Source organism: Ruegeria atlantica (genome assembly GCF_013033965.1).
Lineage (GTDB): Bacteria > Pseudomonadota > Alphaproteobacteria > Rhodobacterales > Rhodobacteraceae > Ruegeria > Ruegeria atlantica_D.
Map to the genome: position 1 here is coordinate 261,025 of NZ_WQFE01000004.1, position 21,739 is coordinate 282,763.

A 21,739-nucleotide genomic window follows, 5' to 3' on the forward strand; every position below is an offset into this window, starting at 1 on the left:
CCCATCTAGACAATGTGAACGCAATTTACATCAAACCCGGAGAACCCAAATGACCGCATTGTCCGACCACGCCGTCCCACAAAATCCGGGGTGGCTCTCTCGTGCCGAAGCCTGGATGGATGACAAGGGCAAAGGGGCCTGGATCGCCGCCATGGTCCTTGGTTTCATCTTTTTCTGGCCCGTTGGCCTGGCTCTTCTTGCCTATATGATCTGGAGCAAACGCATGTTCAGCAAATCCTGCAGCCGTCGCAAATCCTGGCACAGCCACATGAGTGCTATGAAGCCATCCGGCAATAGTGCGTTTGACGCCTACAAGTCCGACACACTGGCCCGCCTGGAACGCGAACAACAGGACTTTGAGGCCTTCCTGCGCCGCCTGCGCGATGCCAAAGACAAGGCCGAGTTCGATCAGTTCATGGACGAACGCGCCCGTGAAAACCACGATGAGGCTGAAAACGGCGACCGCGCCTAAGCCGACCTTGCCCTGTCCCAAATTTCGGGACAGGGTGTCCAAAAATCTCACCCGGAAAACAAAATATGACGCATTTGCCTGACCCAGACCGACAGCCTGAATTCTATCAGTCTGTCGCAACCAAGCGTTTTATCGCCTGGTTATTCGACATCGCCTTTATCTCGCTGCTCTGCACGGTGGCGATCCTGCTGACCTTTGGTCTGGGCTTTTTCATTCTGGCCCTTATCTATGCGATCGTCAGTTTCGCTTACCGCGTCATCACCATCGCCAATGGCTCTGCAACACTGGGCATGCGCTTTATGGGGATCGAGCTGCGCGATTCTTTCGGATCCCGCATGGATTTTGGCAAAGCAGTGGCCCATACAGCCGGTTACTTTGTCAGCATGGCGTTTCCGGTCATCCAAGTTATCTCGGTCATCATGATGCTGACCAGCGCACGCGGCCAAGGCCTTACTGATGCGTTCCTTGGGACGGTTATGATCAACCAGCGCGCGTAAAAAATTCAACAGCGTGAATCACTTGGCGGTTTTGGGATCGGTTGTTATCATCTGGTCCCAGGAGACACGGAACGTTCATGCGACACACGCTGCCAATCGCGCCACAATTCTATGTGACGGCACCACAGCCCTGCCCTTACCTTGAGGGCCGGATGGAACGTAAACTGTTCACCGCCCTTCAGGGGGAAGGTGCGGATCAGCTGAATAACTCGCTGTCTCAACAAGGGTTTCGCCGGTCGCAAAACGTGTTGTATCGCCCGTCCTGCTCTGACTGCGCTGCTTGCTTGTCTGCCCGAATCAATGTTTCAGCCTTTCGCCCGAGCAAAAGCCAAAAGCGGGCTGCCAAACGCAACGCATACCTGCAACGCAGGGCAAACTCACCTTGGGCAACGGACGAACAGTACGAACTCTTCCGACGTTATCTCGACAACCGCCACGCGGATGGTGGAATGGCCGATATGGACGTTTTCGAGTTTGCAGCGATGATCGAAGAGACCCCGATCCGAAGCCGGGTTGTGGAATATGCCGACGACGAGACCGGAGATCTGATTGGTGTCAGCCTGACCGATGTCCTGGATGACGGCCTCAGCATGGTCTACTCGTTTTACGATCCAAAGCAGCCGCAAAGCTCTTTGGGCACGTATATGATCCTCGATCATATCGACATCGCGCGCGAGGCCGGACTGCCGTATGTCTACCTAGGATACTGGGTGCCGGGCAGCCCCAAAATGGGTTACAAAGCGCGCTTCTCGGGGCTGGAGGCCTACTATCAGGGCGAATGGATCAGTGTGAATAACCCATCTGAACTGACGGATTCCAGCCACCACCCCTTGTCCACCGCGCCCATTGCGGAACAGGTGGCCAGCATCCAATTGCCCGACCGCCACCCCACCAAAGGCTGATAGTCCCATGAACCAGAGCCTGTTTGCGGTCACCTTGGTGGTGCCGGACTATGACAATGCGATCGCGTTCTACACCCAAACTCTCCGCTTCATCCTTCTGCAGGATATCGACCTCGGTGGTGGGAAACGCTGGGTCCGCGTAGCCCCGCCGGGATCAGCCGAGGCATCCCTGCTGCTGGCCAAGGCCGACGGCCTAAACCAGACCGAGGCCATCGGAAACCAAACCGGTGGCCGCGTGGGCTTTTTCCTGCAAACCGACGATTTCGACCGTGATCACAGCGCAATGACCTCCGCAGGCGTCCATTTCGAAGAAGACCCGCGTCACGAACCTTATGGCACTGTCGCCGTCTGGCGCGACCCATTTGGCAACCGCTGGGACCTGATACAGTTCACCTGATCCACCTTCATCTGGCCCAAAATATCTCGGGGTTGAATTGGCCGCAGGACAAGAAGGGGCAGCGCCCCTTTCCGAAACACCAAAGCAAAGGGGGCCGAAATGGCCCCCTTTTCAATTGGATCAACTGCGCCAGATCAGTTCGGGATCAAATCCGGAACAATAGTCACGATCGATGGGAAGAACCACAGGATCGCGATTCCGACTACCTGAATGATCACGAACGGAATGATCCCGCGATAGATGTGGCCCGTCGTAACCTCCTTGGGTGCAACCCCCCGCAGATAGAACAGCGCAAACCCAAACGGTGGTGTCAGGAACGAGGTCTGGAGGTTGACCGCCACCATGATTGTCACCCATTTCGGATCGAACGAGCCGCCATAGATCACTGGTCCCACGATGGGGATCACGATGTAGATGATCTCGAGGAAGTCCAGCACAAAGCCCAGAATGAACAGCACCAGCATCACGATCAGGAAGACCGTGAACTCGTTGTCAAAGCTGCGCAGGAACTGCTGGATATAGTGCTCACCACCAAACGAGATCACCACCAGGTTCAGCAGCTGTGATCCGATCAGGATGGTGAACACCATCGAGGTCACCTTGGCCGTCTCGCGCACCACCGGCGTCAGAACGCCGCTCGAGAACAGAACCCAGCACCCATACAGCAGGCCAAACAGGGCGAACAGGTAGGCACCGTAGGCAATGAAAAAGGCGACCCAGGTGTCAAAGCTGACGTTGCCCTGATTGATGCGCAGGTCGAAGTTCACGCCCATCAGCAACGCGATGATCACGGCGAAAGTGGCCCAGATGATCACCTTGCCCGAGCGTCCTTGATCCTGCAGCTTGCGATAGGCTGCCAGCATGATCGCCCCGCCCGCTCCCAGCGCTGCTGCTGGTGTCGGGTTGGTCACACCACCCAGGATCGAGCCGAGCACCGCGATGATCAGAACCAGTGGCGGGAATACCACCCGGATCAGATCGTTCGTGGCGCATCGGGCTGCCGCTTCCTTGCACCCATACATTGCCAGGGCAAAGGGCAAAGCCAGAAGGACGAAGGTCAGCCCCGAAGACGTTGTTGGTGCGATGAGCAATACATCAACCAGCAACATCAGAAGCAGACCAATAGCCCCCAAGATCAACGGCTGCGTCGGTTTGGACGGCGCAATGCCTCGGCCCATGACCAACGTCAGACCCAGCAGAACGACTATCACCGCGACGCCAGTACCAATCGGCGCTGCCGCGGCGATCTTGGCGTCGCGCGCCGCGGTCAGCGCCTCTTCGCTCAGACGTTCGGCATTGGCGACTCCGCCAGCGGCGTCAATCGCTTCCTGCTCGGACACGGCCTGATCCCAGGCGGATTGCCCATGCAGTTCGATCATCGACACCTTGCACTGCTCGGACACGTTGGTACGCAGCGACGCGCCCTCGCCGATGTCCGAGAACGCCGAGACATTGATATTTTGGCTCCCAATAACGCCCGAGCTGCCCAGAAGGACGGCACCTACGATCAGCGCCACCGGCGCACCCAGCAACCAGGTCAGACCCTCGCTGCGTGTGATCGGCTCACCGCTGCCACCCGACATTGGAACCGCCGGTGCTTTCTCGGGGTTCAGCAGCGCGTAACCAAAGGCGTAAAGCGCATAGAGCAAGGCCAGCATGATCCCCGGCAACAGGGCGGCCTGAAACAGTGTTCCGACCGAAACAACCGCAGGCTCGCCCAGATATGTCAGCGCGTCGGTACATCCCGCATCCTGAGCACGGGTTTCCTGAGCGGTCGAATAAAGATCACCGGCCAACGTGCCCAACAGAACGATCACAATAGACGGCGGAATGATCTGCCCCAACGTGCCCGATGCCGCGATCACACCCGTCGCCAGTTCCGGCGAGTAGTTGTTCCGTAACATGGTCGGCAATGCCAGCAGGCCCATAGTTACAACCGTCGCACCAACGATCCCTGTCGAGGCCGCAAGGAACGCACCCACGACCACGATTGACACGGCCAGACCGCCTGGTAGCGGACCAAAAACGCGCGCCATTGTGGTCAGCAGGTCGTTCGCGATCTTCGAACGTTCCAGCGTGATACCCATCAGGACGAACATCAGCACGGCCAACAGGGTCTCGATGGATTGCCCGGCCAGGACCCGCTCGTTCATACGGTTCACGATGAACGATACGTTGCGGTCCAAAGCGGTTTCCCACCCCTGCACAAAGACCGGCTCTGCGATCCTTGGTAAGTCGGGGTATCGGAACACGGATATTACGTCGGGTTTGACGCCCGAGTTCACAACGTCCCGATAGGCTTGCGAGCCTGTGTCAATCGCCTGGTGTATCAGCAGTCCGGCACTGTCTAGCGCCGCGATGATCCCGAATGAGATGATACCGGCCCCGCCGATGGCAAAGGCCACCGGAAAGCCGGAAAGGATGCCCCCAAAGAGGCAGAAGAATACGATAATGAGGCCTATCTCGACGCCATCAAGTCCGAATAACATTGTCTGGATCTCCGTCCCTAATGCGCGCCTTCATAGGCTTCTTCACCCTCGCCAAGGCTGTCCTTGTCGAGGTATTTTCCAACGCTGTCCGGTCCTTCCACATATTCCAGGTACGAACGGTACAGGAACGCGATGGCGTGCAGGAACACCATTCCGGCAAATGCAATCAGCAGGATCTTGAACAGGAAGTATCCGTTGAACCCGTTGGGGCTGAACCCGATGGTTTCGACATTCCAGCGCAGCGCGCGGGACTTCATCACCAGGCGGTCCAGCGTGTCACTGGCCGAGGGTTTCGGCACGATCAGATGCCGCCACATGAAGTACCAGCCATACATCCAGGTCAGCACCGCCATCGGCATCATGAACAGCAGCGCGCCCAGCATGTCGACAACACGTTTGGCGCGGTGGCTAATGCCGGCATAAATCAGGTCAACACGCACGTGACCGCCCTGCACGAATGTGTAGGTGCAGCACAGGCAAACGACCATCGCGTTATACAGCTTCAGCTCTTCGGCGAACCAGCTGATATCCATCTGAAACGGAATGCCCAGACCAAAGGACATGTCCGGGCGGGTAAACACGCGCTGCATGAACACGATGACGATCTGCTGAACGACCATCAACAACCCGGCCCAGGCAAAGAAACGCCCGGTGGTATTGGCGAACCCTTCCAGGCCCCGCACCATGCCCCACATGAAATTCCGGTAATACAGCCCGATGGCCGTCAGAACCAGAAAGAGGGTGAAAACCACAAAAAAGAACTCGACCGATCCACCGTAGTAGACAAAGCGCATGATGGCTTCTTTGTCCGACCAGTTCAGCCAGAGTTGCGGATGCGTGATGGCGTATCCGAAATTATAGAAGGCTTCGGCAATGTTTTGAACGAACCACACCAGTCCGTTCCACAGGGCGCCGAAGAACGAGATACCGTTTTCGTCCTGCATGTTGTCCCCAGGTCGTATCAGTTGCACTGCTGATTATAGCGGTTTGATGGGTCCGCGCATACGCAACAGAGAAAGGTTTCCCCGCGATTGCGGGGAAACCAATTGATCGTTTGGAAAACGTTTAGCCGCGGACGCGGTTACGCTGTGTTGTGTAAACGCCCGACGACAGGTCCAGCCAGCCAGCCGACGAAGCCGACGAGGCCATGTGGCTGTCGTGGATTTTCTTGAACAGCTCGTCGCCCATGTTTTCGTCCAGCACTTCCTGGCTGGCCTGACCGAATGCATCCCAAACGCTGTCAGGGAATTCCATGACCTTGACGCCTCCCGACTGCAGACGCTGCAGGGCTGCACCGTTGTTGGCCAGGAACTGTGCCAGGTTCCACTGGTGGCATTCAGCCGCCGCGATCTCGATGATCTTCTGCTGAGCAGGTGTCAGGCTTTCGAAGACGTCGCGGTTGGTTGCCAGCGACAGGCCTGCGTTCGGCTCGTGGAAACCGGCAGTGTAGTACACCTTGGTGATTTCCTGGAAGCCGGCCTTTTCGTCAGCCCACGGACCGATCCACTCGGTACCGTCAATCGCGCCGGACGACAGCGCCTGATACACTTCCGAGCCCGGAATGTTCTGCACGGACGCGCCAAGTTTACCCAGCGCCTGACCACCCAGACCCGGCATACGGAATTTCAGACCCTGGAAGTCTTCGGGGCCGTTGATCTCTTTCGAGTACCAGCCACCTGCCTGCGCGCCGGTGTTACCGGCCAGGAACGATTTCAGACCAAAGATCTGGCCCAGCTCGTCATGCAGCTCCATGCCGCCGTCCTGGTAGTACCAGTTCACCATTTCCTGAGCGGTCATGCCGAACGGAACAGCGGTGAAGAAAGCGTAGCCCGGGTGCTGACCTACAAAGTAGTAGTCTGCGGCGTGGTACATGTCAGCCTGACCGGACGATACCGCGTCAAATACTTCGAACGCACCAACCAGTTCACCAGCAGCTTTGATGTCCACGGTCAGGTTGCCGTCCGACATTGCGGTGATGCTGTCGGCGCAACGCTGTGCACTGTCGAAAACACCCGCCAGGCCGCGGCCCCAAGAGGTTACCATGGTCAGCGTGCGCTTGCCCTGCGCATAAGCCGGAGCCGCCAGTGTGGTGGCAGCAGCTGCCGAACCGCCCAGAGCAGATGTTTTTAGAAATGAACGACGATCCATATGAGTATTCCTCCCCTACATGTCCAAAACCCGGTGCAATACCGGGCACAGTCGTTTTCAGTGCGCGTCAGCCTAATGACCAAGATGTGAATGTGAATACCTAGTACTACGTAGGAGGGTGCGTTTTTGGCGATTTCCGGGGTGCAAACTGCGGCAAACGCAAAATAATTCTGCGCGCGCCCCACTCATATGCGCCAATTCACCAAAAATTTTGCATTTTCCTGCGTGCTTGCGTATCGATTCGACCATGAGGGGATTCCGTAATCTGATCGCGCTGACCTATGGCCAGAAATTGTCGCTTGTGGCGGCCATTCCTCTGGTTGTCGCCGTGGCCGCGATTGCTTTCTTTGTGGTTCAGGAATCCCGCGCGACTGCAGAACGCGAAATTCAGGCGCTTGAACGACGTCTCATCGAGGCTAAGAAAGAAGAGCTCAAGAACTATGTCACGCAGGCCCGCAACGGGTTTGCCTATATCTATGGACGCGCATCGACCGAGGACAAGGTGGCGCAGAATCTAGTGACCCAGATCCTGTCGGCGATGATCTACGGAAAGGACGGCTTCTTTTTCGTCTATGATTATGACGGCAACAACCTTGTCAGCCCGCGCCAGACCGAATTCATCAACCGCAACTGGGAGGGTCTGACTGATAGCGACGGCACACCAATCGTGGACGAATTCATCAGCCTCGCCCGTCAGGGTGCGGGCTGGCACAGTTTCATGTGGCAGAAACCTTCGACCGGAGAAGAGGCGCAGATGATCGCTTACGTGGTCGGTCTGCAGGACTGGCGTTGGGCGGTTGGCACCGGGGTGTTCATCGACGATATTGTCGCAACTGTCGCAACTGCACGGGCGGAAGTTGAGGCGCGCGTTCAACGGACTTTTTCATATATTGGCGCAATTGTCCTTGCCGCGGTCTTGGTCGTCTTCACCTCGGGCATGTTGCTGAATGTCCGCGAGCGCAGGCTGGCAGACGCCAAGCTTAAGGAACTGACGCAGCGGGTTTTCGACGCGCAAGAGGAAGAGCGCGGCCGCGTGGCGCGCGAGCTGCATGATGGCATCAGCCAGATCCTCGTAGGCGTGCGCTATACTCTGGACAATGCGCGCCGCCGCTTGTCGCGCGGCGATGACGACGGTGCGCGCGATCCGCTGGACAAGGGGATCGACACCCTTGGGTCAGCCATTACCGAAGTCCGTCGCATCAGCCGCGATCTGCGCCCTGGCGTGCTGGACGATCTGGGCCTTGGCCCTGCCCTGAAGGCGCTGACCGATGATTTTTGTGAACGCACCGGGATCGAGACCGAGTTCTCGACCGTGGTTTTCCGCAACCGGCTGGATCAGGACAGCAAGATCGCCCTCTACCGTATCGCGCAAGAGGCGCTGACCAACATTGAGCGTCATTCAGGGGCGACCCGTGTTACAATCGACCTGCGCGGCCACAAGAAAGGCGCAACAATGCGGATCACCGACAATGGTCGCGGGCTACGCACCACGCCAGACCCCGCCAACCCCGGTATCGGCCTGCGCAATATGCAGGAACGTATCGAACAACTTGACGGATCGCTGCGCATTCTGTCATCACGCGCCCCACGCAGCGGCACGGTGATCGAGGTCAGCCTGCCTCTCAGCCACATGCTGCCGCCGCAGGAAGACGCAATGCCCAACCGAAAGGCCGGTACATGAGCGATCAGACAATCCGGGTTCTTATCGTAGACGACCACCCCATGGTCGCCGAAGGGATTCAGTCGATCCTTGAAAGCTATGACGAGATCGAGGTGGTCGGCACACTGGGCAGCGGGCAAGAAGCCGTCGATCAGGCCACCGCTCTGAAGCCCGACGTGATCCTGATGGATCTGAACATGCCCGGCTTAGGCGGCCTCAGCGCGACCGAAATAATTCTGGAACGGCTGCCACAGACACGCATTCTGATCCTGTCCATGCACGACAGCCGCGAATACATCTCAACCGCGCTCAGCCACGGTGCCAGAGGATACGTTCTAAAGGACGTTCCCACAGACGAGATAAAACAGGCCATCGACGCCGTAATGCGCGGCGAACAATACCTGTGCACAGGCGCTAGCGGATCTCTACAGCCCAAGGGCGACAGCGCCCGCGAAGCGCTGACCGGGCGCGAACAAACGATCCTGCTGGAACTGGCGCAGGGCAAATCCAACAAGGAAGTCGCCGCAGCGCTGGATATCTCGGTCCGAACTGTTGAAACCCACCGCAAGAACATCAAACGCAAACTGGGGATCTCCTCCACCGCGGGCCTGACCCGCTATGCGTTGGAACATGGCGTTTTACAGGGCACCAGTCCCGGCTTTTGACCCCGCAGCGCGGCACGCGCTGCCCGGCCCAACCGGAGGAGATGCGCCAAAGGCGCGCCGACGACGGGCGGGAGCCTTTGGTTTCACGGCCTTGGTCGAATGTCCTCACCAAAAAATACCAGTGTTCCATCCTCATCGAGGACGTGAAACTCGCGTTGCAGATATGGCTGGTCGAACGGCGGTCGCACGCGCCCTTCCGGTAAATCTGCCAGCCCTTCCTTGAGGGATTCATACAGATCATCAATCCCGTGCACATCGATGTAAAAGGACTGATCGTCCCCCAAGGCACGCCCATCATCGCGCGGGGGACATTCCAGCAACCGAATGGCGACCTTGCCGCGCGACAGGAAAGCGTAATTGTCCTGCCTAAACCCGCAAGTAAACCCCAGCCGGTCGCAATAGAAATCAATCTGGTTTTGAAGGGAAGAACACAAAACAAATGGTGTAAGTTGCAATATCTCAGGCACCTGAGCCTCCGGTTGCCAGCCATCCGATGTCTCGCAACATAGCACAGGTCAATCCAACAGACGATCCTTGCGCAAGCCCGCGCGCTCGTGATGATGCGGCAGAACCCGCCCGTACAGTTGTTGGGTACGTTCAACCCCACCACACATGCCTTCGGCTTCGACAAATGAAAAGATGCCGACATATCGGCTGCGCGCTCCCTGGACCGGGGCGACCCGATGCAAAGCGTATCTGCCCTTGAAAACTTGCAGATCTCCCGGTTGAAGCTCCAAAGTCCTGACCAGTGCCCGATTTCCGTCCAGCACCGATCCCACGGACGAGAAGTTCTCGTCCTCGGCGCTACGCAGGTTCGGCACGTATTCAAAGGCCCCTCCGGCTTCGCCATTCTGGATGGCCAGCGTCACGGTGAAGTTGTTGGTATCGAAATGCCAGGGAAAGCCCTGCCCCTCTTCGACAACATTTACGATCACATCTGCCAGCGGGTCGTCATAACGAAAAAACTGATCCTCCGGCTCGTTTAACCCATCGCGAATGAACGGCAAAAAGCCCTCGAATTCATAGATACGGCGCAGTGGGCCCGATTTGGGGAAGTTGTCCGCCGGAACGAAGGCATTCGAGCGGTCATAGAACCTGCGTACTGGGTGACTAAGGTCCAATCGCGGATCGTCCTGCGAAAAATAGGCGTTGGTGCGGTTGAAAGACCGGTGCGCCTTACTGGCCACAGAATCCGCCTCTTTCAACAGCTGCGCCAGCCCCTCAGGGTGGACAAAACCGGGCAGAACGGCACAGCCGTCCTGATCCAGCTCGCGGCGGAGATCACCGATCAGTCGTTCATATGCACGCGAGCCCGGGCAATCGATCGGATACCGCCCCAGATCAACCAGATCATGGATCATCCTCCGCCTCCCTTTTTTGTTCGGTCACTCTTAGCGTGCCGCAGTCAAAACCTCTCATCATGCTTGTTTCGGACATCGCGATGCCGCTTTTTGACCGCCCTCAAGGCAGCGTTTTGGGCGCAAAAGGGGGGATTTTTCCTGAATATTCCCCGCATGCGTCAATCTGCGCAATAAAATGTCGCAAAATTCACCCTGCGAGTTAGAAAATTGGTGCAATTGCCTGTTGACGCCCCTTTCCTCGGCTCATAATGTCCCTGCCAAGCAAAAAGGAGCCTCTGGCGATGAAAACGCTAGTCGTAATCGTAGGAACCACGCGCATGGGCCGGTAACGGTAAACCATAATCGAACCCATGCGCCTCCGAAAATCTCGGGGGCTTTTTTTTGTCAAACGCAAGACACATGTCGCGAACGGAGCAAAGCAGATGACACGTGAGATGACCGGCGCAAAGATGGTAGTCCAGGCCCTCAAGGATCAGGGCGTGGACACGGTATTCGGATACCCCGGCGGCGCCGTGCTACCGATCTATGACGAAATCTTTCTGCAAAACGATATCCGTCACATTCTGGTGCGGCATGAACAGGGCGCGGTTCACGCGGCCGAGGGCTATGCCCGATCCACCGGCAAGCCCGGTGTTGCCCTTGTGACCTCTGGCCCCGGCGCGACAAACGCCGTGACCGGCCTGACGGATGCGCTGCTGGATTCGATCCCGATTGTGGTTCTGACCGGACAGGTTCCGACGTTCATGATCGGCTCGGACGCGTTCCAGGAAGCCGACACCGTTGGCATCACCCGCCCCTGCACCAAGCATAACTGGCTGGTCAAAGATACGGATTCGCTGGCCGACACTATGCACGAGGCGTTTCACGTCGCCACCTCTGGTCGTCCTGGCCCGGTACTGGTCGACATTCCCAAGGACGTTCAGTTCGCGTCGGGCGAGTATAGCGCGCCCAAGCCCTCGACGTCGCACTACCAGCCAGTTCTGAAAGGCGATCTGGAAGAAATCACCGAACTGGTTGCCGCGATGGAAACGGCCAAGAAACCCGTTTTCTATACTGGCGGCGGCGTCATCAACTCCGGCACGGCAGCCAGTCAGTTGTTGCGTGAACTGGTCGATGCAACAGGCTTCCCGATCACCTCGACCCTGATGGGTCTGGGTGCCTACCCGGCATCGGGCAAGAACTGGCTGGGCATGCTGGGTATGCATGGTCTTTATGAGGCCAATCTGGCGATGCACGACTGCGACCTGATGATCAACATCGGCGCACGTTTCGATGACCGCATCACCGGGCGGATCGACGCGTTCTCGCCGAATTCCAAAAAGGCACATATCGACATCGACCCGTCCTCGATCAACAAGGTGATCCGCGTTGATATCCCGATTGTCGGTGATGTTGCCCATGTGCTGGAAGACATCCTCAAGGTCTGGAAGGCGCGCGGTCGTAAAACCGATGCGGCGTCGGTTGCCAAGTGGCAGGACCAGATCAATGATTGGCGCAAGGTCAACTGTCTGGCCTACACCAACAGCGAAAAGACGATCAAACCGCAATACGCGCTGCAACGTCTTGAAGAGCTGACCAAAAAGCATGACCGCTATATCACCACCGAAGTTGGTCAGCATCAGATGTGGGCGGCGCAATATCTGGGCTTCGAAGACCCCAACCGCTGGATGACATCGGGCGGGCTGGGCACTATGGGCTACGGCTTTCCAGCCTCCATCGGTGTTCAGATGGCGCACCCCGAAGCGCTAGTCATCAACGTCGCGGGCGAGGCTTCGTGGCTGATGAACATGCAGGAAATGGGCACCGCAGCGCAGTATCGCCTGCCAGTGAAGCAGTTCATTCTGAACAACGAACGTCTGGGCATGGTGCGCCAGTGGCAGGAACTGTTGCATGGCGAGCGCTATTCGCATTCGTGGTCCGAGGCCCTGCCCGATTTCGTCAAACTCGCCGAAGCATTTGGCGCCAAGGGCATCCTGTGTTCCGACCCTGCCGATCTGGATGACGCGATCATGGAGATGATCAACTATGACGGTCCGGTGATCTTTGACTGCTTGGTCGAAAAGCACGAGAACTGCTTCCCCATGATCCCGTCGGGTAAGGCCCATAACGAAATGCTGCTGGGCGAGGCAGAGACGCAGGGCGTGATCGACTCCAAAGGCTCGGTTCTGGTTTGAAACTAATGTCGGACCACGAGGATACGCTAGTCAGGCAACGCCTTCGCAATCTTCAGATTGAGGCGTTGGAACTGGCGTCGTCGTGGCCCGCTCAACTGAAGTACCAAAACGAGGCTCCCGAGGTTTCGGTTCCAAACGAGGTCATCAATCAATGGGATGACGTATTCCATGGGGACGAAACACAGTTCTCCAAGCCTCCGTATTCACAATCTGAGGAAATCGCTCTCCGGAAATACTCATGCGTACTAAATGATATCTGCCAAACAACACCCGCTTCGCTGCCTGTCTTGCAGGAAGTGTTCAAGCTTTCTGCGTGGCAGGAGCTGAGGGGTGCCGCGAAAGAAGCGCTGGATGTCATGATGGTCCGTGGCCCAATTTCTGAGGACTCTCAAAAGAAGGACGACGACTAATGTCTGCCCTACATATCAAACAAGGCGCAACGCGCCATTCGGCCTATAACCTACGCCCCACTTTCTCGGACGTGCAGGAGCGCCATACAATCGCGGTTCTGGTCGAGAACGAGCCCGGTGTTCTGGCCCGCGTGATCGGGTTGTTCTCGGGCCGTGGCTACAACATCGAAAGCCTGACCGTTGCCGAAGTGGACCATACCGGCCACCTCAGCCGCATCACTATTGTGACGACGGGCACCCCTCAAGTGATCGAACAGATCAAGGCGCAACTGGGCCGCATCGTTTCGGTGCGAGATGTGCATGACCTGACCGTTGAGGGCTCATCGGTCGAGCGGGAACTGGCGATCATCAAAGTCGTCGGTGCCGGCGATAAGCGGGTAGAAGCGTTGCGACTGGCCGATATCTTCCGTGCCAGTGTCGTCGACAGCACGCTAAACTCGTTCATCTTTGAAATCACCGGCGCGCCGGACAAGATCGATGCCTTTGCCGATCTGATGCGCCCGCTTGGCCTTGTTGAGATCGCGCGCACCGGCGTGGCCGCCCTGCTGCGCGGCGACTGACTTTAGCGCCTCGCCCCAACAACCGGGGCGAGGCGATCTCCAATGACATGTTCAAACCATGCGACTGTATGTTGCTTATGAGCATGGACACTTCAAAAGATCATACAAATTAGCATAAAGCCTATTGCGTTTACCTGCCCCTACGTTAGCTTCGAAGTGTAGCGTGGTGTTGGGATGCGCCAGCTAGGGTCACCAGTACGATTGAGAATGCATGAACGGCCAATTGGTCGGGTGCGTCGCGTTTTTTGGAATGACACTCTGGAACCTGGGACAGAAATGACCAAGAGTATCCGCAACCCTGATGAATTGCGCCGGATGTTCGGCGCCAACCTGCGGCAATTGTCGCGCCAATACCCGTCCGTTTCCGAGCTGTGCCGCCAGTTGGGCATCAACAGGACACAATTCAACAGATACCTGTCGGGCGAGAGCTTTCCCCGCCCCGATGTCCTGGATCGTATGTGCCGGTTTTTCGAGGTCGACGCCCGTATCCTGTTGCTGCCGCTGGATGAAATTGAAATGCCTCCGGAACATCCGGCGGCCTCAGCCCTGACCGAATTCCTGGGGTCCGGCCCCTCGACGCTGACGGAACATCTGCTACCGGCGGGCTTTTACTACGCCACTGAAACGGGACTGGATGGAAATCTTACGACAAGACATCGGCTGATCCACACCCGCCGTTTACCTGAATGCACGCTGGTGCGCGGCTATGAGCCTGAAAATGATGCTATTCCTACCGACACAACCAGACGAGAGGTACAGGGCATTGCAGCCTGCGCGGGCCGCCAGATCTTTATCCTGATGTCCAGCCGCGCGGCTCAAAACAGCCGTATCTACCTTGTGACGCGCGGAGCGGAGGAGAATTCCGAGCGGTGGCGCGGTGTCGCAATTTGCCTTTCCAAAACGAACGCCCAGGCAACCACAATGCGCCGCCTCACGCTCAATTATCTGGGCGCCCAGGCCAAGGCTGCCCTACCGGCGGCGCGGGCCGCCAAACGGTTCAAACAGAACGCCGCATAACTTCTTCAGGCGTCTTTACCGGCTCCCGCTAGAGTAATGAGACGATACAGGTGCCAACTGGCATGGCCCAGCAACGGCAAGACGATCAACAGCCCCAAGAACCAGGGGATCATTGCCACGAACGTAACGACGGCCACGAACACACCCCAACCCAGCATGACTTTCGGGTTCGACCGGACATAGCTGAAACTGGCGATCATCGCGGTCACAAAATCCAGTTCCCGGTCCAGCAACATCGGTATCGAAAGAACGGTGATCATATACAGAATGATGGCAAAAATGGCCCCGACAACGCTTCCGACAGCCAGCATCGTCAGGCCATTGGCTGTCATGTAGACCTCAAGCGAACTGGACACGTTGGTCATGGTCGACAGCCCCATGAACAGCGCAAAGATCATATGACCCAGGAAAAACCAGAACAGAAAAATCACTACGATGATCGCGCAGATGGATGGCAGTTGGCGGCGACTTTGCTGAAGCACAACGCCAAATATCTCACCATAGTCCGGGGATTCGCCCTGTTCCAACCGGTGCGACACCTCATAAAGCCCTACCGCTGCGAAGGGGCCGAGCAAAGGAAACCCAATGGCGGCCAGCACCAGCCAGTATGACGTCTGCGTCTGCACTGTGACCCACGCCATCGCCCAGCCTGCCAGCACATAAAACCCACCAAACAACAGGCCAAAGATCGGAGCCCGCCGAAAATCCGCCCAAGCACGGCGCAATGCTTGGCGCAGCATTCCAGTGTCCACGGGTCCCAAGTCTGGAACCCCGAATGGTTTCTCCATGTTCTGCCTCTCCTCCTGTTACCGACCCTCTCCTCAAGCCGGTTGTTTTTGTGGCCACCCGGTAGCAGCATGATACGCCGCCCCGATTGACAGTATATGTGCATCAGCGCCGCGCGGACCAAAGACCTGCATGCCCATCGGCAAACCACCTGCCCCAAACCCGACCGGCACCGACAGACACGGCAAACCAATCAGACTGACCGGAATCATGACCTGCATCCAACGGTGATAGGTATCCATGTTTTTGCCCGCGATCTCGGTGGGATACGGAAGCTCAAGTTCAAACGGCCAGACCTGAGCGGACGGCAGGATCAACGCATCATACTCAGCGAACAGCGCAGCAGCGCACCGGAACCAATCCGATCGCTGCGCACTCGCCTGATGCACCTGCATCGCCGTCAGGGCCTGCCCCTGGTCCAGCTCCCATTGCGCGGTGTCTTTCAACTGCCCCCGCTGTTCCGACTGAGGGGCCAGACCGGCCGCCACGCTCCAGGACCGTAAGGTCGACCAGCTTTCGAACATAGACTCCGCATCAAACGGCGGCGCAACAGGTTCAACCCGCGCGCCCAACTGCGCAAAAACGCTCAGTGCATCCCGGCACAGTTCCAAAATACCGTCCTCAAACGGAAACGCTCCGCCCCAATCGCCCAGCCAGCCGATCCGCATGCCGGCCAAGTCAGCTGCCTGAACCGGAGACACCGCCGGGCTGTGAGGGGTTGCGGGATGCCGAGGGTCCGGCCCTGAAATCACGTCCAACAACACGCCTAAATCTTCTGGGGTGCGCGCCATCGGACCAAGCGAGGACAGCTGATGAAGGAACACGTCACCTACAGGTTCAGGCGGGACACGCCCCCAGCTTGGACGAAACCCATAGACATTGTTCCAGGCCGCCGGGTTGCGCAGGCTGCCCATCATGTCGGAACCGTCCGCCAGCGCCACCATCCCGGTGGCCAGCGCAACGGCTGCCCCACCCGACGACCCACCACATGTCTTTGAGTGGTCATATGGGTTGCGTGTAGTACCATAAACCGGGTTGAACGTGTGCGAACCCAACCCGAACTCTGGCGTATTGGTTTTGCCAATCAGAATTGCACCCGCAGCCCGCATCCGAGCCGCTATCAGGTCGTCCCTGTCAGGCACATAGTCACGAAACAGCGGCGATCCCTGCGACGACACCACGCCCGCAACATTCACAAGGTCTTTTACGGCAATCGGCAGCCCATGCAACGGCCCCAACACCGGCCCCGCATCCAACGCACGTGCCTCGGCCATCAGCGCTTCTTCATCGCGCAGCGCGACAATCGCATTCAGGGACGGATTGATTGCCGAAATGCGATCCAATGTTGCACGCATAAGATCACCGGCAGACAGACGTCGGCTTGAAAGCTCAGCCAACAGGTCTGTCGCGGTTGTCTGACTTAAGTCCATCCCAAGGCCCATCATGTTCACAGCTATAGCGTTGCGATCAGACTACCGAGGCCAGAACTCCATTTAAACCCGTGTTTTACATATACCTTTTGCCCTGCACGCTGCAGTGCCCGGATCCACTTCATCTGGCTAAAAATATCTCGGGGGAGTCTCCGCCTGCGGAGACGGGGGCAGCGCCCCCTGCCTACCTTATTCGCCTTGCGCCTCGGACCGGCTTTTGCCCGCAACATCCATCGCGAGGGTCGCGGCCATAAAGCCATCCAGATCCCCGTCCAGAACGCCCTTGGTATCCGACGTCTCATGATTTGTGCGCAGATCCTTGACCATTTGGTAGGGCTGCAAAACGTAAGATCGGATCTGGTTGCCCCAGCCCGCGTCACCCTTGGCTTCATGTGCGGCGTTGATATCGGCGTTGCGGCGATCCAGCTCTTGCTGGTAAAGGCGCGACTTCAGTGCCTTCATGGCAATGTCACGGTTCTGGTGCTGCGATTTCTCGGAACTGGTCACGACAATCCCGGTCGGAATGTGCGTGATCCGCACCGCCGAGTCCGTGGTGTTCACGTGCTGACCACCTGCGCCCGAAGACCGGTAGGTGTCGATGCGGATATCTGACGGGTTCACCTCGATCTCGATATTGTCGTCAACCACTGGGTAGACCCAGACCGAGCTGAAGGAAGTATGCCGCTTGGCCGCCGAGTCATAGGGCGAAATCCGCACCAAACGGTGCACACCGCTTTCGGACTTCAGCCAGCCATAGGCATTGTGCCCAGAGATCTTGTAGGCGGCGGATTTGATCCCCGCCTCTTCACCTGCAGTCTCGGACTGCAGCTCGACAGTGTACCCCTTCTTCTCGGCCCAACGCACATACATCCGCGCCAGCATCGAAGCCCAGTCACAGCTTTCGGTACCACCGGCGCCCGAGTTGATTTCAAGGAACGTATCATTGCCATCTGCTTCGCCATCCAGCAACGCCTCAAGTTCTTTCTTGGCGGCCTTCGCCCCCAGTTTCTGGATGGCGTCTTCGGCGTCGGTAACGACCTCTTCGTCCTCTTCCATCTCACCAAGTTCAATCAGCTCGATATTGTCGCTGAGGTCAGTTTTGATCGATTCATAGGTCTCAATCGCGTCCACCAACATCTGACGCTCACGCATCAGTTTTTGTGCGTTTTCGGGGTTGTCCCACAGGTTGGGATCCTCGACACGCGCATTGAATTCCTCAAGACGATGAGGGGCGGTCTCATAGTCCATACGCTGCGCCAGCAGCTCCAGCGACTTTTCGATTTCCGCCACGATATTTTGGGTTTCGGCGCGCATGGTCTTGTCCCAACTTGCTCAATCAGGCCTGCGTGATAGCAAGAGGCGCGGGCCACCACAAGACAGGCGAGACGGAATGCAAAACGCACTGAACGAGTTTCTGACCAGATGGGAATTGCAAGACCCTCAGCCCGTTGCAGAAACCGGCCATGCGCAAGTGTGGAGGGTCCGAACTTTGGACAATTCGTCTGCGGCCCTCAAAATCTATCGCCGCCAACACCGAGGCAATGAAACCAATGGCCCGCGCCTGATGCGTCTTTGGCATGACAGGGGTGTCGCGCTCATTCTGGCCGAGGCCCAAAACGCCGTTCTTGCGGGATGGCTGGACGGACCATCGCTGGGAGAGATCGCGCGATCAGGCCGCCCGGGTGAAGCGGTGCGTAGCCTCGCAGCAGCGGCGGGTCGGCTGCACGACCTGCCAACGGTCATCGCGACCGGGCTGAAACCGCTTCACGAGGTGTTCGCGCCGATTTTCGACTGCCAGTTCTCAGACGACTGCCCAACCCGGCTGAGGGATGACATGGTTCACGCGATCAGCATCGGCCGCCACCTGCTGGACACACAAGAGACCATTGTTCCGCTGCATGGGGATCTGCATCATGACAATGTGATTGCGACTCCCGCCGGACTTCGGGTCTTTGACGCCAAGGGGTACATTGGCGACCCAGCCTTTGAACTGGCCAATGCCCTGCGCCACCCTAAGGGCATGCCTGAATGGGTCCGCCGACCTCAACAGATTGCGTTCGGCCTAAAGCTGTATGCGAACGCCATGCACGTCGCCGAAACTCGACTTGCCAAATGGGCGGCTGCAAAATGTGCCTTGTCGATCTTCTGGCGCGCTGACGGCTGCGTTTCAAATGATGCAGAAGCAGACCTGTTGCACCTGCTTCTGCGGAAGGCAGATCAATAAAGACCACCCGTTGAAAGATCGCCCTGGCTGGCATTCGGCCCAACCGTCACGGTGTTGCCCGTCGACGTGGTCACCTGACGGCCCGAGCTGGCCTCTTCGAACAGTGGCAGGTCGGAACCCATTGCAAATCCACCATCATAGACGCGGTCGATGAAGCCGTCGACGCCATCGCGGAAATACTCGGCCACAACATAGTCGCCCGATGCATCGGCAGGCAGCCGTGCGCCACTAAAGCGGTCGATCTTGATGAAATGGCCACCTTCTGGCACCTCAAACGGACCACCACCGTATTTCTCGACGGCTTTCTCCATAAAGCTCTGGAAAACGGGACCGCACATCGTGCCACCATATGCCCCCCGCCCCATCGGGCGCGGGCGGTCGTAACCGATATAGCATCCGGCAACGATGTTAGAAGTAAAGCCGATGAACCACGCATCCTTGGATTCGTTCGTCGTACCCGTCTTGCCCGCAGTCGGCACCGGCAGGTTGACATGGGCCGACGCGGTACCGCGATCCACGACACCTTTCATCATCGACGTCAGCTGATACGCGGTAATCGCATCCATGACCTGGCTGCGGTTGGTCTCGATGGTGGGCGACTCATCCGGTTCAATCCAGGCCGAGTTACAATCCAGACATTGCCGGTCGTCATGGCGATAAATCGTCTTGCCGAACCGGTCCTGAATACGGTCAACCAGCGTGGGTTCTACCCGCTCGCCGCCATTGGCGAACATCGCGTAAGCCGCCACCATTTTATACAGGGTTGTCTCTTCGGACCCCAATGAGTTCGCCAGGAATGCACCCATCCGGTCATAGACGCCAAAGCGTTCCGCGTAACCGGCCACGACCGGCATGGTTACCTCTTGCGCAAGACGGATGGTCATCAGGTTCCGCGACTGTTCGATCCCGGTGCGCAGCGGCGTTGGACCATAGAACTTGTTCGACGAGTTCTTGGGTCGCCACAGCCCCTGCGGCGTGTTCACTTCGATCGGGGCGTCCACGACGATGGTCGCAGGGCTGTAACCACTGTCCAGCGCAGCGGCATAGACGAAGGGTTTAAAGCTGGAGCCGGGCTGGCGCTGCGCCTGCGTGGCGCGGTTGAACACCGAATCCTGATACGAGAACCCGCCCTGCATCGCGAGAACACGGCCCGAGTTCACGTCCATCGCAACAAAGCCGCCCTGCACTTCGGGCACCTGACGGGCGGACCACTGGCCCTCCTCTCCGGCCATGACCAAAATGACGTCACCGCGCTTAAAGTTCGCCGCAAAATCACCTTGCATCCATTTGATGTCGGAACGTGGGACGATCCCATCGGCTGGGCCGTTCTCAATCCCCACTGTTAATTGCTGCTCACCGACGTTCATCACCACAGCTGGATACCACTGGGTCGGAAGCACCACATCGCGTGGGATCTCCATGATGGACAACGCTTCGCGCCATTGTGTCTCGTCCGCCAGTTTTTCTTCTGGGATGACCTCGCCTGTTCCGCGCCATTTCCCGCGCGAGCGGTCGTATTTCTGTAGCGCTGTGCGCAGCGCTTTGGCGGCCTCAATCTGCATTTCCTCATCGACCGAGGCACGGACGGCAAAGCCGCCGGTAAAGAACTCACCCTCGCCGAAATCCTCGCTCAGCTGGCGGCGGATCTCGTCAGTAAAGTAGTCACGCGGCGGCAGCGCAGTGCGGAAGCTCTCGAAATCGCCATTCTGGACCGAGCGCAGCGGCTGTTCGACTTCGACCTCATATGTCGCTTGGTCGATATAGCCGTTCTGCTGCATCTCGCGCAGCACGTAGTTGCGGCGTGCCAGCAACCGGTCTTTTTGACGGACCGGGTGATAATCCGACGGGGCTTTGGGCATCGCCGCCAAAGTTGCGGCTTCATGCGGTTCAAGCTCTTGCAGAGTTTTGTTGAAATAGGTCTGCGCGGCAGCGGTCACCCCATAGGAGTTCTGGCCCAGAAAGATCTCGTTCATGTAAAGTTCGAGGATCTGTTCCTTGTCCAGCGTGTCCTCAAGGCGTGTGGCCAGGATGATTTCCTTGATCTTACGTTCGGCGCGACGGTCACCGGAAAGCAGGAAGTTCTTCATCACCTGCTGCGTAATGGTCGAGGCACCCCGAACATTCTCACCCTTGGACTTCACCGCTTCGACACCGGCGGCAATGATACCGCGCGGGTCATAGCCCTGATGGGTGTAGAAGTTTTTGTCCTCCGCCGAGATAAACGCCTGCTTCACCAGATCCGGGATCTCCTCGGACGGCGTGAACAGGCGACGTTCCTGCGCGAATTCGTCGATCAGCTGGCCTTCGCCCGAATAGATTCGGCTGATCGTGGGCGGCTTATATTGCGCCAGCGATTCATGGCTGGGCAGATCGCGCCCATACATCCAGAAGATCGCGCCAACGACCAGCGCGGCCATAAAAATACCCAGGGTCACGAGGCTGAAGATCGCCCCGAAAATCGAAAGAATGAAACGGATCACGTTACTGCCTTTTACTCGCGGTGACGTCTATATAGTGATGGCCCTGCCCCGGGTCAAAACACGATGG

At 57.8% G+C, this 21,739-nt stretch carries 20 protein-coding genes; 11 read left to right on the top strand and 9 right to left on the bottom strand.

The genetic code is table 11. The features are described from left to right. Positions 1-49: 49 nt before the first annotated feature. The 4 genes from GOW16_RS10105 (at position 50) to GOW16_RS10120 (ending at position 2,268) form a co-directional block, all read left to right on the top strand. Positions 50-472: a DUF2852 domain-containing protein gene (locus GOW16_RS10105; RefSeq protein ID WP_170414121.1), complete on the top strand. Its 423-nt coding sequence runs from the start codon at positions 50-52 to the stop codon at positions 470-472. 65 nt (positions 473-537) lie between these two features. Next, entirely contained in the window at positions 538-969 is a 432-nt protein-coding gene (locus tag GOW16_RS10110) for an RDD family protein (protein ID WP_170414123.1), read from the top strand. Positions 970-1,046: 77 nt separating this feature from the next. Then, positions 1,047-1,871, top strand: a complete 825-nt coding sequence (locus GOW16_RS10115; RefSeq protein ID WP_170414125.1) for an arginyltransferase — start codon at positions 1,047-1,049, stop codon at positions 1,869-1,871. Positions 1,872-1,878: 7 nt separating this feature from the next. Further along, positions 1,879-2,268 carry a VOC family protein gene (locus GOW16_RS10120; RefSeq protein WP_170414127.1) on the top strand — a complete coding sequence of 130 codons (390 nt, stop codon included), beginning with the start codon at positions 1,879-1,881 and terminating at the stop codon, positions 2,266-2,268. A 134-nt stretch (positions 2,269-2,402) separates the two neighbouring features. On the opposite strand, the gene GOW16_RS10125 is transcribed toward GOW16_RS10120, so the two are convergent. From GOW16_RS10125 to GOW16_RS10135, 3 genes are all read right to left on the bottom strand, one after another. Continuing rightward, positions 2,403-4,757, bottom strand: a complete 2,355-nt coding sequence (locus GOW16_RS10125; RefSeq protein ID WP_170414129.1) for a TRAP transporter large permease — start codon at positions 4,755-4,757, stop codon at positions 2,403-2,405. A gap of 17 nt (positions 4,758-4,774) precedes the next feature. Next, positions 4,775-5,701, bottom strand: coding sequence for a TRAP transporter small permease subunit (locus GOW16_RS10130; RefSeq protein WP_170414131.1), 927 nt, complete (start codon positions 5,699-5,701; stop codon positions 4,775-4,777). Positions 5,702-5,822: 121 nt separating this feature from the next. Next, positions 5,823-6,905 (bottom strand): TRAP transporter substrate-binding protein, encoded by a 1,083-nt coding sequence (locus tag GOW16_RS10135; RefSeq protein ID WP_170414133.1) that lies wholly within the window; start codon positions 6,903-6,905, stop codon positions 5,823-5,825. A gap of 247 nt (positions 6,906-7,152) precedes the next feature. Between GOW16_RS10135 and GOW16_RS10140 the strand changes: the two genes are divergently transcribed. Together GOW16_RS10140 and GOW16_RS10145 are read left to right on the top strand one after the other, a co-directional pair. Further along, positions 7,153-8,586 carry a cache domain-containing protein gene (locus tag GOW16_RS10140; protein ID WP_170414135.1) on the top strand — a complete coding sequence of 478 codons (1,434 nt, stop codon included), beginning with the start codon at positions 7,153-7,155 and terminating at the stop codon, positions 8,584-8,586. Then, positions 8,583-9,230 (top strand): response regulator transcription factor, encoded by a 648-nt coding sequence (locus GOW16_RS10145; RefSeq protein ID WP_170414137.1) that lies wholly within the window; start codon positions 8,583-8,585, stop codon positions 9,228-9,230. The genes GOW16_RS10140 and GOW16_RS10145 overlap by 4 nt, the downstream gene beginning before the upstream one ends. 83 nt (positions 9,231-9,313) lie before the next feature. Here GOW16_RS10145 and GOW16_RS10150 read toward each other — a convergent pair whose 3' ends face one another. Both GOW16_RS10150 and GOW16_RS10155 read right to left on the bottom strand, forming a co-directional pair. Continuing rightward, entirely contained in the window at positions 9,314-9,697 is a 384-nt protein-coding gene (locus tag GOW16_RS10150) for a bleomycin resistance protein (RefSeq protein ID WP_170414139.1), read from the bottom strand. A 48-nt stretch (positions 9,698-9,745) separates the two neighbouring features. Next, complete coding sequence (locus GOW16_RS10155) at positions 9,746-10,591, bottom strand: HalD/BesD family halogenase (RefSeq protein ID WP_170414142.1); 846 nt, start codon at positions 10,589-10,591, stop codon at positions 9,746-9,748. A gap of 422 nt (positions 10,592-11,013) precedes the next feature. Here GOW16_RS10155 and GOW16_RS10160 point away from each other — a divergent pair, with 422 nt between their 5' ends. The 4 genes from GOW16_RS10160 (at position 11,014) to GOW16_RS10175 (ending at position 14,752) form a co-directional block, all read left to right on the top strand. Beyond that, positions 11,014-12,765 carry an acetolactate synthase 3 large subunit gene (locus GOW16_RS10160; protein ID WP_170414145.1) on the top strand — a complete coding sequence of 584 codons (1,752 nt, stop codon included), beginning with the start codon at positions 11,014-11,016 and terminating at the stop codon, positions 12,763-12,765. 5 nt (positions 12,766-12,770) lie between these two features. Next, on the top strand, positions 12,771-13,175 hold the full coding sequence (locus GOW16_RS10165; RefSeq protein ID WP_170414148.1) for a hypothetical protein: 405 nt from the start codon (positions 12,771-12,773) through the stop codon (positions 13,173-13,175). After that, positions 13,175-13,735: an acetolactate synthase small subunit gene (ilvN, locus tag GOW16_RS10170; protein ID WP_170414151.1), complete on the top strand. Its 561-nt coding sequence runs from the start codon at positions 13,175-13,177 to the stop codon at positions 13,733-13,735. The genes GOW16_RS10165 and ilvN overlap by 1 nt, the downstream gene beginning before the upstream one ends. A 276-nt stretch (positions 13,736-14,011) precedes the next feature. Then, positions 14,012-14,752 carry a helix-turn-helix domain-containing protein gene (locus GOW16_RS10175; protein WP_170414155.1) on the top strand — a complete coding sequence of 247 codons (741 nt, stop codon included), beginning with the start codon at positions 14,012-14,014 and terminating at the stop codon, positions 14,750-14,752. Between the two features lie 5 nt (positions 14,753-14,757). Here GOW16_RS10175 and GOW16_RS10180 read toward each other — a convergent pair whose 3' ends face one another. The 3 genes from GOW16_RS10180 to prfB all read right to left on the bottom strand — a co-directional run bounded on the left by GOW16_RS10180 (position 14,758) and on the right by prfB (position 18,282). Next, positions 14,758-15,540, bottom strand: a complete 783-nt coding sequence (locus GOW16_RS10180) for a DUF2189 domain-containing protein (protein WP_170414158.1) — start codon at positions 15,538-15,540, stop codon at positions 14,758-14,760. Positions 15,541-15,573: 33 nt separating this feature from the next. After that, positions 15,574-16,968, bottom strand: a complete 1,395-nt coding sequence (locus GOW16_RS10185) for an amidase (protein WP_170414161.1) — start codon at positions 16,966-16,968, stop codon at positions 15,574-15,576. A 189-nt stretch (positions 16,969-17,157) separates the two neighbouring features. Beyond that, positions 17,158-18,282 carry a peptide chain release factor 2 gene (prfB, locus tag GOW16_RS10190; RefSeq protein WP_170414164.1) on the bottom strand — a complete coding sequence of 375 codons (1,125 nt, stop codon included), beginning with the start codon at positions 18,280-18,282 and terminating at the stop codon, positions 17,158-17,160. 76 nt (positions 18,283-18,358) lie between these two features. On the opposite strand from prfB, the gene GOW16_RS10195 reads away from it, so the two are divergent. Further along, positions 18,359-19,192, top strand: coding sequence for an aminoglycoside phosphotransferase family protein (locus GOW16_RS10195; RefSeq protein ID WP_170414167.1), 834 nt, complete (start codon positions 18,359-18,361; stop codon positions 19,190-19,192). On the opposite strand, the gene GOW16_RS10200 is transcribed toward GOW16_RS10195, so the two are convergent. Next, on the bottom strand, positions 19,186-21,672 hold the full coding sequence (locus GOW16_RS10200) for a penicillin-binding protein 1A (protein WP_170414170.1): 2,487 nt from the start codon (positions 21,670-21,672) through the stop codon (positions 19,186-19,188). The genes GOW16_RS10195 and GOW16_RS10200 overlap by 7 nt on opposite strands. Positions 21,673-21,739: the final 67 nt, after the last annotated feature.

What these genes read in the sequence shown, in the direction of transcription:
- GOW16_RS10110 (WP_170414123.1), top strand. Translation starts at nt 538, where the DNA reads ATGACGCATTTGCCTGACCCAGACCGACAGCCTGAATTCTATCAGTCT.
- GOW16_RS10145 (WP_170414137.1), top strand. Translation starts at nt 8,583, where the DNA reads ATGAGCGATCAGACAATCCGGGTTCTTATCGTAGACGACCACCCCATG.
- GOW16_RS10180 (WP_170414158.1), bottom strand. Translation starts at nt 15,540, where the DNA reads ATGGAGAAACCATTCGGGGTTCCAGACTTGGGACCCGTGGACACTGGA.
- GOW16_RS10160 (WP_170414145.1), top strand. Translation starts at nt 11,014, where the DNA reads ATGACACGTGAGATGACCGGCGCAAAGATGGTAGTCCAGGCCCTCAAG.
- GOW16_RS10105 (WP_170414121.1), top strand. Translation starts at nt 50, where the DNA reads ATGACCGCATTGTCCGACCACGCCGTCCCACAAAATCCGGGGTGGCTC.
- GOW16_RS10185 (WP_170414161.1), bottom strand. Translation starts at nt 16,968, where the DNA reads ATGGACTTAAGTCAGACAACCGCGACAGACCTGTTGGCTGAGCTTTCA.
- GOW16_RS10140 (WP_170414135.1), top strand. Translation starts at nt 7,153, where the DNA reads ATGAGGGGATTCCGTAATCTGATCGCGCTGACCTATGGCCAGAAATTG.
- GOW16_RS10120 (WP_170414127.1), top strand. Translation starts at nt 1,879, where the DNA reads ATGAACCAGAGCCTGTTTGCGGTCACCTTGGTGGTGCCGGACTATGAC.
- GOW16_RS10175 (WP_170414155.1), top strand. Translation starts at nt 14,012, where the DNA reads ATGACCAAGAGTATCCGCAACCCTGATGAATTGCGCCGGATGTTCGGC.
- prfB (WP_170414164.1), bottom strand. Translation starts at nt 18,282, where the DNA reads ATGCGCGCCGAAACCCAAAATATCGTGGCGGAAATCGAAAAGTCGCTG.
- GOW16_RS10135 (WP_170414133.1), bottom strand. Translation starts at nt 6,905, where the DNA reads ATGGATCGTCGTTCATTTCTAAAAACATCTGCTCTGGGCGGTTCGGCA.
- GOW16_RS10115 (WP_170414125.1), top strand. Translation starts at nt 1,047, where the DNA reads ATGCGACACACGCTGCCAATCGCGCCACAATTCTATGTGACGGCACCA.
- GOW16_RS10130 (WP_170414131.1), bottom strand. Translation starts at nt 5,701, where the DNA reads ATGCAGGACGAAAACGGTATCTCGTTCTTCGGCGCCCTGTGGAACGGA.
- GOW16_RS10155 (WP_170414142.1), bottom strand. Translation starts at nt 10,591, where the DNA reads ATGATCCATGATCTGGTTGATCTGGGGCGGTATCCGATCGATTGCCCG.
- GOW16_RS10125 (WP_170414129.1), bottom strand. Translation starts at nt 4,757, where the DNA reads ATGTTATTCGGACTTGATGGCGTCGAGATAGGCCTCATTATCGTATTC.
- GOW16_RS10165 (WP_170414148.1), top strand. Translation starts at nt 12,771, where the DNA reads ATGTCGGACCACGAGGATACGCTAGTCAGGCAACGCCTTCGCAATCTT.
- ilvN (WP_170414151.1), top strand. Translation starts at nt 13,175, where the DNA reads ATGTCTGCCCTACATATCAAACAAGGCGCAACGCGCCATTCGGCCTAT.
- GOW16_RS10195 (WP_170414167.1), top strand. Translation starts at nt 18,359, where the DNA reads ATGCAAAACGCACTGAACGAGTTTCTGACCAGATGGGAATTGCAAGAC.